The 14,927-nt window shown below is 41.0% G+C and carries 7 protein-coding genes; all 7 read right to left on the reverse strand.

What is annotated here, in order from left to right; all coding sequences use genetic code 11:
• Positions 1-262: 262 nt before the first annotated feature.
• A complete protein-coding gene (gene epmA / locus CMT41_RS16935; RefSeq protein WP_058027928.1) occupies positions 263-1,240 on the reverse strand; it encodes an elongation factor P--(R)-beta-lysine ligase in 978 nt (325 codons plus the stop codon).
• A 337-nt stretch (positions 1,241-1,577) separates the two neighbouring features.
• Complete coding sequence (gene tuf / locus CMT41_RS16940) at positions 1,578-2,762, reverse strand: elongation factor Tu (protein ID WP_057182970.1); 1,185 nt, start codon at positions 2,760-2,762, stop codon at positions 1,578-1,580.
• A 101-nt stretch (positions 2,763-2,863) separates the two neighbouring features.
• A complete protein-coding gene (gene fusA, locus CMT41_RS16945; protein ID WP_058027929.1) occupies positions 2,864-4,963 on the reverse strand; it encodes an elongation factor G in 2,100 nt (699 codons plus the stop codon).
• 267 nt (positions 4,964-5,230) lie between these two features.
• The gene (gene rpsG, locus CMT41_RS16950) at positions 5,231-5,704 is read right to left on the reverse strand and encodes a 30S ribosomal protein S7 (protein WP_019030130.1); all 474 of its coding nucleotides are present in this window, start codon (positions 5,702-5,704) and stop codon (positions 5,231-5,233) included.
• A 116-nt stretch (positions 5,705-5,820) separates the two neighbouring features.
• Positions 5,821-6,195, reverse strand: a complete 375-nt coding sequence (rpsL, locus tag CMT41_RS16955; protein ID WP_057182976.1) for a 30S ribosomal protein S12 — start codon at positions 6,193-6,195, stop codon at positions 5,821-5,823.
• Positions 6,196-6,515: 320 nt separating this feature from the next.
• Entirely contained in the window at positions 6,516-10,742 is a 4,227-nt protein-coding gene (gene rpoC / locus CMT41_RS16960; protein WP_058027930.1) for a DNA-directed RNA polymerase subunit beta', read from the reverse strand.
• 104 nt (positions 10,743-10,846) lie between these two features.
• A complete protein-coding gene (rpoB, locus tag CMT41_RS16965) occupies positions 10,847-14,875 on the reverse strand; it encodes a DNA-directed RNA polymerase subunit beta (RefSeq protein ID WP_057182980.1) in 4,029 nt (1,342 codons plus the stop codon).
• Between the last annotated feature and the right edge of the window lie 52 nt (positions 14,876-14,927).

Consider the following 14,927-nt stretch of genomic DNA (forward strand, 5'->3'; position numbering starts at 1 on the left):
TCCGCTTTAGAGATTGTGTACATAATCGTATGCTAAATATTAAGTAAGATTTTGGGTACAAATAAATAAAAGCATTTAAATTAGAATGACCGCAATAGGCTCTGAGCTACCGTTAATAACTTAAAAGCTAATGTCAGCTATTGGCTATCAGTTGACCTAAAGAATAACCAGTTGCTAACGTCAACAATGCGCACGAAGCTGCTTTAACAACCCCCTGAGTTAAACTACACATGGCTGCATCTTATTTTTGTGTTATTTACTGCTAGGCTCGTTCTATTGAAAAACTCTGCACTTCACTGATTTTTTTGATATCAAGCGCTAGCATCACTAGTCGGTCAATCCCTAATGCGACACCTGAACACTGTGGTAAGCCATGTTTTAACGCGTCAATAAAGTTTTTATCTATCGGTCTGGCACTCAAGCCTTGCGCTGCTCTTTTAGCATTATCTTGTTCAAATCTGATTTGTTGCTCATTAGCATCAGTTAGCTCATTAAAGCCATTTACCAACTCAATGCCTTTGAAGTAACATTCAAATCGTTGTGCTACCCGTGAATCGTCGATTGAGACCCTTGCCAGTGATGCCTGAGCAATTGGAAAGTCGTAGATAAATTGTGGTTGGTTGATACCAATTGTTGGCTCGATAATTTCGGTGAAAATAAATTGCAGCAGTAAGTCTGCGTCTTGCATTTCAATTAGCCAGTCTGCACTTTTATCATATTTGTTTAATAGCTCAACCAGCTCAGCAAAACTGGCGGTTAAGGGATCAACGGCGACTGTTTTCATAAATATATCTTGGTAGCTAGAAAATAGTACCTTATTACCGCCTAAAACGACTTGTAATAACTCTGCCACCTCTTGCATCAAATCAAACTGATCAAAGCCAATACGGTACCATTCAAGCATTGTAAACTCAGGGTTGTGGTTACGACCTGATTCCTCATGACGAAATGCCTTGGCTATTTGGAAAATACAGCCATATCCGCAAGCAAGTAGACGCTTCATGTGAAACTCTGGCGATGTTTGTAAATATAAGCTAGTTGAATGACCAGCAGGACTGTCTGCTAAAAAGTTATATTTACAGGTGAAAGCATCCAAATAGACATCAGTCACTGTGCCCTGAGATAGCGCTGGTGTTTCCACCTCGACCACTTGGCGTTCAGCAAAAAACTGTCTTATTTGTTGCAGTATCTGCGCTCTTTTTTGTGCATTTTGCCAAGTAAGTGTTGCTTGCCAGTTCATCGTATTTCCTCGTTAATCTACGTGAACAAGTTCCCGCCTACATAAATTCGACCACTGTAGGCTGGATTTCAATCCCGCACATTATTCAGCGCGAACAAGTTCCCGCCTACGGGGATCCTATCACTGTAGGCGGGAACTTGTTCGCGCTATTTACTATATAACAAGATCAAAAAAGGCCGCGTTAGCGACCTTTTTTTAATAATACTGTTTCTTATAATATTGATAGATTAATTTGCTGCTAGATGCAGTGTTAGCAAAGTAGAAGTACGCAGTTGACCTGAGTCAATGAGTACTGCCAATGCCGCTAACACCAACTCTAGCGCAAATTAGTTATCAATTAAGATATAATTTTAGAAACAACACCAGCACCAACAGTACGACCACCTTCACGGATAGCGAAGCGTAAACCTTCATCCATCGCTACTGGGTTGATTAGCTCAACAACAAATTTCAAGTTGTCGCCTGGCATTACCATTTCAACACCTTCAGGAAGCTCTACAGCACCAGTGATATCCGTTGTACGGAAGTAAAACTGTGGACGGTAGCCTTTGAAGAATGGAGTATGACGGCCACCTTCATCTTTGCTTAAGATGTAAACTTCTGATTCGAATTTAGTATGAGGTAAGATTGAACCTGGAGCACAAAGTACTTGGCCACGTTCAACATCTTCACGCTTAAGACCACGAAGAAGAATACCACAGTTCTCGCCAGCACGACCTTCGTCAAGAAGCTTACGGAACATTTCAACACCAGTACAAGTAGATTTTTGTGTATCACGGATACCAACAACTTCTACTTCGTCACCAACTTTAACGATACCACACTCAACACGACCCGTTACTACAGTACCACGGCCTGAGATTGAGAAAACGTCTTCAATTGGCATAATGAATGCAGCATCAATTGCACGTTCTGGCTCTGGAATGTAAGTATCTAAGTGATGAGCTAGCTCAAGTACTTTCTCTACCCATTTTTCTTCGCCGTTCAATGCACCTAAGGCTGAACCTTGAATTACTGGTAAATCATCACCTGGGAAGTCATATTCGCTAAGAAGTTCACGAACTTCCATTTCTACTAGCTCTAATAACTCTTCGTCATCAACCATGTCACATTTGTTCATGAATACGATGATGTAAGGAACACCAACTTGACGAGATAATAAGATGTGCTCACGTGTTTGTGGCATAGGACCATCAGTAGCCGCAACTACTAAGATAGCGCCATCCATTTGTGCAGCACCGGTGATCATGTTTTTGATGTAATCAGCATGGCCAGGACAATCTACGTGGGCATAGTGACGAATTTCTGTATCATATTCGATGTGAGAAGTATTGATAGTAATACCACGTTCACGTTCTTCTGGAGCGTTATCGATTTGAGCAAAATCTTTAACTTCGCCGCCGTATTTTTCTGCTAACACTTTAGAAATTGCAGCTGTTAATGTTGTTTTACCGTGATCTACGTGACCGATAGTACCAACGTTAACGTGCAGTTTGGTACGTTCAAATTTTTCTTTAGCCATTTTTCAATTACCTTAAAGTTTAGTAAACTATATAAATTAAAAGGCGCAGTCAAAATGACCTTGCCAGATGTAAATATCTAATATTCTAGTGAATGGATGCCCTAATGGGTGTCCATAATTTTTTGTGCTACCATTTTCGGCGCTTCATTATACTGCTGAAACTCCATAGAGTAAGATGCACGGCCTTGAGTAGCACTACGCAAGTCGGTAGCATAGCCAAACATTTCAGCTAAGGGTACCAATGCATTTACAATTTTCAAACCGGCAGAACCTTCGTCCATACCTTCTATCAAACCGCGACGACGATTTAGGTCACCAACAACATCACCCATATTGACTTCAGGTGTCGTCACTTCAACCTTCATCATTGGCTCTAGAATAACAGGGTTTGCTGCCAAAGCAGCTTTCCTAAAGCCCATAGATGCAGCAACTTTAAACGCTATCTCGTTAGAGTCAACGTCATGAAAAGAACCATCAACGAGCGTGACTTTAATGTCTAATAATGGGAAGCCAGCTAAAACGCCGCTATCCATTTGCTCTCTACAGCCCTTTTCTATTGCAGGAATATATTCTTTTGGTACTGTGCCGCCAACGATTTCGTTAACAAACTCAAAACCACCACCTTGTTCTAATGGCTCCATCTTCAACACGACATGACCGTATTGACCTTTACCACCTGATTGACGAATAAATTTACCTTCAACCTCTACGCTACTGCGGATAGTTTCGCGATAAGATACTTGTGGATTACCGACATTACACTCTACGCCAAATTCACGTTTCATGCGTTCAACTAAAATCTCTAAGTGTAGTTCACCCATACCAGAAATGATGGTTTGACCGGTCTCATCATCAGTATGTACCCTAAATGATGGATCTTCGGCGGCTAATTTCCCTAGGGCTATAGCCATTTTATCTTGCGCGGCCAATGTTCTTGGCTCTACTGCAACTGAAATTACCGGCTCGGGAAACTCCATGCGCTCTAAGGTAATGACATGGTTGATATCACATAAAGTATCACCCGTGGTGACATCTTTCAAACCAATTGCCGCAGCAATATCACCAGCGCGAACTTCTTTAATTTCTTTTCTATCATTAGCATGCATTTGCACAATACGGCCCAGACGTTCTTTTTTACCCTTTACTGGGTTATAAACACTATCGCCGGTTTTCACAACACCTGAATAAACTCGGAAAAATGTTAAAGTACCAACAAAGGGGTCTGTTGCTATTTTAAAGGCTAAGGCAGAGAAAGGTGCATCATCACTTGCTTCACGAAAACCTTGGCTTTCTTCTTTATCATCATTAATACCGGTAATCGCCGCAACTTCTGTCGGTGAGGGTAAATAATCGACCACAGCATCAAGTACCGCTTGTACACCTTTGTTTTTAAAGGCCGAGCCACAACTACATAAAATAATGTCATTAGCTAAAGTGCGCGCACGTAAGCCAGCTTTAATTTCGTCTTCCGTTAATACACCATCATCAAGGTACTTATCCATCAACTCTTCATTGGCTTCAGCAGCTTCAGCAACTAAGTTCTCACGCCATTCTTCAGCCAATTCAAGCATATCAGCAGGAATTTTTTCGTAAGTAAAAGTCATACCATGATCTTCTTCAGACCAGTTAATCGCTTTCATTTTAACTAAATCAATAACGCCAGAAAAATCGTCTTCAGCGCCAATCGGTAGGTGGATAGGGACAGCATTTGCACCTAAACGATCTTTTAATTGTTCAACAACTGCTAAAAAGTCTGCACCTGTTCTATCCATTTTATTAACGAATACTATGCGTGGTACCGCATATTTTTCCATTTGACGCCAAACTGTTTCGGTTTGCGGTTGCACGCCAGAAGAGCCACATAACACTAATACCGCACCATCAAGTACCCGTAACGACCGCTCTACTTCAATGGTAAAGTCCACGTGACCTGGGGTGTCGATAATATTAATACGGTGGCTTTCAAATTGACCTTCCATACCTTTCCAGAAGCAGGTTGTTGCTGCAGACGTGATAGTTATACCACGCTCTTGCTCTTGCTCCATCCAGTCCATAGTGGCCGCGCCGTCGTGCACTTCACCAATTTTATGAGAAAGACCGGTATAAAATAATATGCGCTCTGTGGTAGTCGTTTTACCTGCATCTACATGGGCACAAATACCAATATTTCGGTAGCGCTCTATTGGGGTGATACGGGCCAAAATGAAATCCTCTTACCATTACAGGTCATTTATTAAGATAAATGAGCCAGTAATTTATGTTTAGTGTTATTAACTAAATATTCGTTAGCGAGCCAAGCTCAAAGTGCAAATATTTAGTTAATAAAACTCTGTTTTTATTTTTCGAATTATCGCGAAAAGCGCTAGCCGATAAAATGAGTATGGCTAGCAAGAATACTCTTACTAGCCATGTACCTGCCTTTTAGCAAAAGCCAAAGACAGGTAATACAATCAGTCAATACTGCTAGCTTACCAGCGGTAGTGAGCGAATGCTTTGTTAGCGTCAGCCATACGGTGAACGTCTTCACGTTTCTTAACCGCTGAACCTTTGCTGTCAGACGCATCTAACATTTCGTTAGCTAGGCGCTGAGCCATTGATTTTTCACCACGTTTACGAGCTGCTTCAACTAACCAACGCATGGCTAGTGCATTTCGACGCACTGGACGTACTTCAACTGGCACCTGATAAGTAGAACCACCAACACGACGAGATTTAACTTCGACAGATGGACGGATGTTCTCAAGAGCTGTTTCGAACAACTCAATTTGGCTTTTTTCAGATTCTTTAGTTGATAAAATGTCTAATGCACCGTATACAATTTTTTCGGCAGTAGATTTCTTACCATCAACCATAAGGATGTTGATGAATTTTGCTAAAAGTTCGTTATGGAACTTAGGATCTGGCAATATTTTTCGTTGCCCTACGACGCGTCTTCTTGGCATCTCAATTCTCCGTGTTATTCAGGTTTAACCCAAAATACATAAATTTAAAATTTTTAATTTGGCCTTACTTAACGTTTTTTATCTCTTACCTATTAACTAGGACAAGAAAGGAAAACTTAAGATTTAGGTCGTTTAGCACCGTACTTAGAACGGCCTTGTCTTCTGTCGCTTACACCAGAACAATCTAGTGCGCCACGAACGGTGTGATAACGCACACCAGGTAAATCTTTAACACGACCACCACGGATTAAAATCACGCTATGCTCTTGTAAGTTATGCCCTTCACCACCGATGTATGAGGTAACTTCGAAGCCGTTAGTTAAACGAACACGAGCTACTTTACGTAGTGCTGAGTTAGGTTTTTTAGGTGTAACAGTATACACACGAGTACAAACGCCGCGACGTTGTGGACAAGCTTGTAACGCTGGAACGTTACTTTTAGTGACTTGTCTAACACGTGGTTTACGTACTAGTTGGTTAATAGTTGCCATTATAGCTCCTGATTAGTTGTTACTAAGGAAAGTAGCCTTAGTAAATTATTGCGTGAACCTTAAATCAATGGAAAAGATTCACACGCTCGTAATATATTTTAACCTTATCAAAGTATAAAATTACCATACTTTTTACATTAAGCACACGAGGTACAGAATATAAGGTCGCGGAATTCTATAGGTCAATGATTGAGCTGTCAAGGTTTAACTGCCCTTGGCGGAATTATGTCTCACTTAAAACAAAAAACCGCACCTTAACTGATAAGAGCCAAGGTACGGTTTTCTAAATAACGCTTTTTAGGGAACCCCCTGATAAAAGGTTATTTATTATCGCCTGATAGTAAATCTGCATTCAAAGCATCTGTTAATGCTTTTTCTGCATCATCTGCTGAAACTTTTGTGTCAGCAACAGGGTTTAATGCTGCAGCTTTACGTCGAGCACGTTCTTGATGATACGAATAACCCGTACCTGCGGGGATAAGTCGACCAACAATAACATTCTCTTTCAAGCCACGTAGACCATCTTTCTTACCTGCAACAGCAGCTTCAGTAAGTACACGTGTTGTTTCTTGGAAAGAGGCCGCTGAAATAAATGATTCAGTTGCAAGTGATGCTTTGGTAATACCCATCATTTGAATTTCATATTCAGCTGGCTGCTTACCGGCAGCTTCAAGTTCACGGTTTGAGATATTCACTCGCGCCACTTCAACTTGCTCACCTTTAAGGAACCTAGAATCACCGGATGCAGTGATTTCACACTTACGGATCATCTGACGGACGATAACTTCAATATGTTTATCGTTAATCTTAACACCCTGTAAACGGTAAACTTCTTGTACTTCGTTAACAATGTAGTTAGCAACCGCAGGAACACCACGTAAGCGTAAAATATCATGTGGCGATTCAGGACCATCGGCGATTAATTCACCTTTAATCACTGGCTCACCTTCATAGATATTTAATTGACGTGTTTTAGGAATCATCTCTTCGTAAACGTCACCGTTAGGCTGAGTAATCAATAAACGTACTTTGCCCTTAGTTTCTTTACCGAAAGCAACCACACCAGTCTTCTCGGCCAGAATGGCTGGAAGTTTAGGTTTACGCGCTTCAAATAAATCAGCAACACGTGGTAGACCACCGGTAATATCACGAGTTTTTGAACTTGCTTGTGGTATACGAGCTAGTGCATCACCAACGCCTACTTCCGCACCATCTTCTAAGTTAACGATTGCATTACCTGGCAAGTAGTAAAGTGCTGGAATTTCAGTACCAGCGATCATTACATCATTACCTTTACTATCAACAAGTTTCAGTGCCGGACGCATTTCTTTGCCGGTAACATTACGTTGTGCTGCATCGGTAATAACAATGCTGGATAAACCCGTTAACTCATCAGTTTGACGAACCATGGTTACGTTATCAACTAGGTCAACAAATTGCACCTTACCTTTTACTTCCGTGATAATAGGGTGAGTATGTGGGTCCCAGGTAGCGACTATGTCGCCAATGGTAACTGATTGACCATCATTTTTAGTCAGCACAGAGCCATAAGGAACTTTATAACGTTCTTTCTCACGACCCATTTCATCAATAATGGTTAATTCTGATGAACGCGAGGTTATAACCAGATTTTTATCTGAATTGATTACAAACTTAGCATTTTGTAACTTCATATGACCAGTATTTTTAACTTGTACGTTATTCTCTGCAGTAGCACGTGATGCTGCACCACCAATATGGAAAGTACGCATGGTTAGCTGTGTACCTGGTTCACCAATTGATTGCGCCGCAACAACACCAATAGCTTCACCTTGGTTGATCATATGACCACGGGCCAAATCACGACCATAACAGAAGGCACAAATACCAAAGTCAGTTTTACAAGTAATGATTGAACGTACTTTGATTTGATCTACTGAATTGGCTTCAATAAGATCACAAAGTGTTTCATCAATTAAGGTATTACGAGGAAGTAATATTTCTTCAGTACCTGGAATTAATACGTCATCACAAACCACACGACCTAGCACACGTTCTCTAAGCGGCTCAACAACATCACCACCTTCGATTAATGGTGTCATTAATAAACCATCTGTGGTGCCACAGTCATGATTAGTAACCACTAAATCTTGGGCAACATCAACTAGACGACGAGTTAAGTAACCCGAGTTAGCTGTTTTAAGTGCAGTATCGGCAAGACCTTTACGCGCACCATGGGTCGAGATGAAGTATTGTAATACGCTAAGACCTTCACGGAAGTTAGCCGTGATTGGTGTTTCGATGATTGAACCATCTGGTTTAGCCATCAAGCCACGCATACCTGCAAGCTGACGAATCTGTGCGGCACTACCACGAGCACCCGAGTCAGCCATCATAAAGATAGAGTTGAAAGAATCTTGTTCTTCCATTTCACCATCTTTGTTCATAACCATTTCTTTCGATAAGTTATCCATCATCGCTTTCGACACTTTTTCGTTCGCAGACGACCAGATATCGATTACTTTGTTGTACTTCTCACCTTCAGTGACTAGACCTTGCTCAAACTGTGCTTGAATTTCAGCAACTTCAGCTTCTGAATCTTCAATGATGGTGTACTTAGCAGCTGGAATAACCATATCTTCAATACCAACCGATGCACCCGCTATCATTGCATAATGAAAACCGGTATACATGATTTGATCGGCGAAGATTACTGTCTGTTTTAAACCTAGGTTACGATAGGCATGATTGATTAATTTCGAAATTGGTTTTTTACCCAATGGTAAATCAATTAAATCAAACGGTAGTCCTTTTGGACATATCTGCCACATAATGGCACGACCGACAGTCGTGTTACGTAACGTTGTTGTCGCTATGGTAAAGTTACCTTCCGCATCTTTAGAGTACTCAGTGATACGAACTTTGACACGAGCATGTAATTCAGCTACTTCAGTACGGTATGCTTTTTCAGCTTCTTTGATGTCGGCAAAGATCATGCCTTCACCTTTACCATTAACACGGTCACGTGTTAGGTAATAAAGACCTAAAACAACATCTTGTGATGGTACTATGATTGGCTCACCGTTAGCCGGTGCTAATACGTTGTTGGTTGACATCATCAACGTACGTGCTTCCATTTGTGCTTCGATAGTAAGAGGTACATGTACCGCCATTTGGTCACCATCGAAATCGGCATTGTATGCCGCACAAACGAGTGGGTGAAGATGAATTGCTTTACCTTCAATCAGCACAGGTTCAAACGCTTGGATACCCAATCTATGTAGTGTTGGTGCCCGGTTAAGCATTACTGGATGTTCACGGATTACTTCATCAAGTACATCCCAAACTTCAGCGCCTTCACGCTCAACTAATTTCTTAGCCGCTTTAATCGTTGTTGCTAAGCCACGACGCTCTAGTAGACCGTAGATAAATGGTTTGAATAATTCCAAGGCCATTTTCTTCGGTAAACCACATTGATGTAGTTTAAGTGTTGGACCAACGGTAATTACCGAACGACCTGAGTAATCGACACGTTTACCTAATAAATTCTGACGGAAACGACCTTGCTTACCTTTAATCATGTCGGCAAGAGATTTAAGAGGGCGTTTGTTAGAACCAGTAATAGCACGACCACGACGACCGTTATCTAATAATGCATCAACAGATTCTTGTAACATACGTTTTTCGTTACGGACGATAATATCTGGTGCAACTAGGTCTAGCAGACGTTTTAAACGGTTGTTACGGTTAATAACACGACGGTATAAATCGTTTAAATCAGAGGTAGCAAAACGGCCGCCATCCAATGGTACTAACGGACGAAGATCCGGTGGTAAAATTGGTAGTACGTTCATGATCATCCACTCAGGTTTGTTACCTGAAGCAGCGAATGCTTCCATTAATTTTAAACGTTTAGTAATTTTTTTACGTTTAGTTTCACTACCAATCTCAGGAAGCTCTTCACGCATTTGCGCTACTTCGACTTCTAAATCAATTTGTTGTAGTAAAGATAAGATGGCTTCTGCGCCCATTAAGGCATCAAATTCATCACCATGTTCTTCTAACGCATCAAGATACTCTTCTTCCGTTAGAATTTGGCTTTTTTCTAATGTTGTCATACCTGGCTCGGTAACAACATATGATTCAAAATAAAGCACACGTTCTATATCACGCAAGGTCATATCAAGTAATAAACCAATACGTGATGGTAATGATTTTAAGAACCAGATATGGGCAACTGGACTTGCTAATTCGATATGACCCATACGGTCACGACGAACTTTAGTCAATGTTACTTCAACACCACATTTCTCACAGATTACGCCGCGATGCTTTAAACGTTTATATTTACCACAAAGACATTCGTAGTCTTTTACTGGGCCAAATATACGAGCACAGAATAAACCATCACGCTCTGGTTTAAAGGTACGGTAGTTAATGGTTTCTGGCTTTTTAACTTCACCAAAAGACCATGAACGCATTAAATCAGGTGATGCTAAGCCGATACGAATACCATCGAAATCTTCGGTTTGATTCTGTTGCTTAAGAAACTTAAGTAAATCTTTCACACTCTTCTCCTGTCGGAGTTAAATCTTAGAAGAAGGCAAAAATTTGCCTTCTTCCCTTACTGACTTTTCATTTAAGAAAAATTCAGCCATTTTTTGCTAAGAAGCTAGTCTTTGTCTAATTCGATGTTAATACCTAAAGAACGAATTTCTTTAATTAATACATTGAACGACTCAGGAATACCTGGATCCATACTGTGATCACCGTCTACTAAGCTCTTATACATCTTAGTACGACCAGCAACATCATCAGATTTCACCGTTAACATTTCTTGTAAGGTATAAGCTGCACCATATGCTTCTAGGGCCCATACTTCCATCTCACCGAAACGCTGACCACCAAATTGCGCTTTACCGCCTAGTGGTTGCTGAGTAACTAAGCTGTATGAACCAGTAGAACGAGCATGCATTTTGTCATCAACTAAATGGTTTAGTTTTAACATATACATGTAACCTACGGTTACTTGGCGCTCAAACTTACGACCAGTACGACCATCAGTTAACCAGAACTGACCACTTTCAGGCATATCAGCAAGTTTGAATAGCTCTTTGATGTCTTTTTCAGCAGCGCCATCAAATGCTGGCGTAGCTATGGTAAGCCCAGCGCGCATATTATCAGCTAAGCGCATCACTTCATCATCAGAGAAAGTTGAAAGATCAACGGTTTGGCGAGACTCACCTACATCGTAAACTTCTTGAATGAAGTTACGTAGTTTATGAATTTCTTGCTGTGCTTCTAACATACGGTTGACTTTTTCACCGATGCCACGACACGCCATACCTAAGTGAGTTTCTAAGATCTGACCAATGTTCATCCGTGATGGAACACCTAACGGGTTCAACACGATATCAACGGGTACACCAAACTCATCATATGGCATATCTTCAATTGGTACTACTCTTGAAATAACACCCTTGTTACCGTGACGACCCGCCATTTTATCACCTGGCTGAATGTAACGTTTAACGGCTAGGAAAACCTTAACTATTTTTAACACGCCAGGTTGCAAGTCATCACCTTGAGTGATTTTACGACGTTTCACTTCAAACTTCTTATCGAAGTCTTCTTGGATGTTGCCCCATTGCTCAGCGATTTGCTCTAATTCGCCTTGTTGACCTTCATCAGCTAAGTTTTGCGTTAACCAATTGTCACGAGACATAGACGTTAAGTCAGACTCATTTAAACCGGCTGATAACAATAACTTTTTAGTACGTGCAAAAATACCATCTTCAAAGATGCTTAATTCATCGCCAAGATCTTTCTTAACTTCTTTAAGTTGCATTTGTTCAATTTCAACTGCACGAGCATCTTTTTCTACGCCGTCACGAGTGAATATTTGCACATCGATGATGGTACCTTTCACTGAATTAGGTACACGTAAAGAACTGTCTTTAACGTCGGCAGCTTTCTCGCCGAAAATAGCACGTAAAAGTTTTTCTTCTGGAGTAAGTTGTGTTTCACCTTTAGGGGTTACTTTACCCACTAGGATGTCACCACCATTTACCTCAGCGCCAATGTAAACCACACCCGCTTCATCTAATTTAGATAATGCTGACTCACCTACGTTGGGAATATCTGCGGTAATTTCTTCACTACCAAGCTTAGTATCACGAGCGATACAGGTTAGTTCTTGAATGTGAATAGTAGTAAATCTGTCTTCAATAGCAACACGCTCAGATAACAACATTGAATCTTCAAAGTTGTAACCATTCCAAGGCATGAAGGCGATACGCATGTTTTGGCCTAGTGCCAATTCACCCATATCTGTTGACGGACCATCGGCTAATACATCACCACGTACCACTGGCTCACCCATACGACACACTGGACGTTGGTTGATACAGGTATTTTGGTTAGAACGGGTGTATTTGGTTAAGTTATAAATATCAATACCCGCTTCACCAGCAAGCATTTCATCTTCATTAACTTTAACAACGATACGTGAAGCATCAACATAGCTCACCACACCACCACGTTTGGCAACGGCAGTAACACCAGAATCAACCGCAACAACTTTTTCCATACCCGTACCGACAAGAGGTTTATCCACTTTTAGGGTAGGTACCGCTTGACGTTGCATGTTTGAACCCATCAAGGCTCTGTTAGCATCATCATGTTCAAGGAATGGAATAAGTGACGCCGCAACAGAAATAATTTGTTGTGGAGAAACATCCATATATTGAATTTCAGCAGACGGTTTTAAGGTAAATTCGTTTTTATGACGACAGTTAACTAACTCTTCCGTTAACATGTGCTTATCATCGCGTTTAGCGTTAGCTTGAGCGATAACAAAGTTACCCTCTTCAATCGCTGATAAGTAATCAATGTCATCAGTCACTAAACCGTCAATGACTTTACGGTAAGGTGTTTCTAAGAAACCGAAATCATTGGTACGTGCATAACACGAAAGCGAGTTGATCAAACCAATGTTTGGACCCTCTGGCGTTTCGATTGGACATACACGACCATAATGCGTTGGATGGACATCACGCACTTCAAAACCAGCACGTTCACGGGTTAAACCACCCGGCCCTAAGGCAGAAATACGACGTTTATGCGTTACTTCTGATAACGGGTTGTTTTGATCCATAAACTGTGACAATTGTGATGAGCCAAAGAACTCTTTCACTGCCGCAGAAATTGGCTTAGCGTTGATTAAATCTTGCGGCATGATTGCATCTAGGTCACCAAGACTTAAACGCTCACGTACGGCACGTTCAACACGAACAAGACCAACACGGAATTGGTTTTCTGCCATTTCACCAACAGAACGGATACGACGGTTACCTAAGTGATCGATATCATCAACTTCGCCTTTACCGTCACGAATATTGATCAAGGTTCTCATTACCGAGATAATATCGTCTTTTGATAAAATGCCGGTACCAACATCATCAGCATTACCAACACGACGGTTGAACTTCATACGACCTACTTTTGATAAGTCATAACGCTCAGAGGAGAAGAACAAGTTAGTGAATAGTCCTTCAGCAGCATCTTTTGTTGGTGGCTCGCCTGGACGCATCATACGATAGATTTCAACTAAGGCTTCTAGCTTGTTAGTTGTACCATCGACACGAAGGGTATCAGACATGTATGAACCAACATCGAATTCGTTCATATATAAAGTAGAAAGTACTTTATGGCCCGCTTGGCTAAGCTCGGCTAATAATTCTAAGGTGATTATAGCATTTGCTTCCGCAATCACTTCACCGGTAGATTTGTCGATGTAAGCTTTTGATAAAACACGACCAACGATATATTCCGCAGGTACTTCTAGTTTATCAAGTTTAGCTTTTGATAAAGCGCGAATATGGCGGGCAGTAATACGACGGCCAGACTCAACTAATACTTCACCTTTCTTGATACAAATATCAAAAACTGCTGTTTCACCACGAAGACGTTCAGGGATAAGATCCATGATCAACTTATCACCTTTAATGGCGTAATTAGTTGTGTCATAGAACATCGCTAGAATTTCTTCAGTGGAAAACTCTAATGCTCGTAAGATGATTGACGCAGGTAGTTTACGACGTCTATCGATACGAACAAATAAGTTATCTTTTGGATCGAATTCAAAATCTAACCATGAACCGCGGTAAGGAATAACGCGTGCGTTATATAATACTTTACCCGATGAATGCGTTTTACCTTTATCGTGATCAAAGAATACACCTGGAGAACGATGTAGTTGTGAAACGATAACACGCTCAGTACCATTAATTACGAAGGTACCGTTTTCTGTCATCAACGGGATTTCGCCCATGTACACTTCTTGTTCTTTGATATCTTTAACAGTACCTGGTGCCGCTTCTTTATCGTAAACCACTAAGCGTAATTTCACGCGTAATGGTGCAGAATATGTCACACCACGTATTTGACATTCTTTAACGTCAAATAATGATTCACCTAAACGATAGCTTACATATTGTAATTCTGAGCTACCTGAATAAGCTTTAATTGGGAATATAGAACGGAAAGCAGCCTCTAGACCGCGTTCACCTGTTGTATCAAGATCAATAAACTTGCGGAAAGAATCGAGTTGAATGGACAATAGAAATGGATATTCCATTACTTGTACACTTTTACCAAAGTCCTTTCTAATTCGCTTTTTCTCAAAGTATGAGTAAGCCATGGGGTTCCTCAGCTTGCTGGTTATGGCCAAATCTGCCTACTGAGCTAAGCTC

The sequence above is a fragment of the Colwellia sp. MT41 genome, from assembly GCF_001444365.1.
Taxonomy (GTDB): Bacteria; Pseudomonadota; Gammaproteobacteria; order Enterobacterales; family Alteromonadaceae; genus Colwellia; species Colwellia marinimaniae.

Coding starts and splice junctions, on each gene's coding strand:
- epmA (WP_058027928.1), bottom strand. CDS start 1,240: ATGAACTGGCAAGCAACACTTACTTGGCAAAATGCACAAAAAAGAGCG.
- tuf (WP_057182970.1), bottom strand. CDS start 2,762: ATGGCTAAAGAAAAATTTGAACGTACCAAACTGCACGTTAACGTTGGT.
- rpsG (WP_019030130.1), bottom strand. CDS start 5,704: ATGCCAAGAAGACGCGTCGTAGGGCAACGAAAAATATTGCCAGATCCT.
- rpsL (WP_057182976.1), bottom strand. CDS start 6,195: ATGGCAACTATTAACCAACTAGTACGTAAACCACGTGTTAGACAAGTC.
- rpoB (WP_057182980.1), bottom strand. CDS start 14,875: ATGGCTTACTCATACTTTGAGAAAAAGCGAATTAGAAAGGACTTTGGT.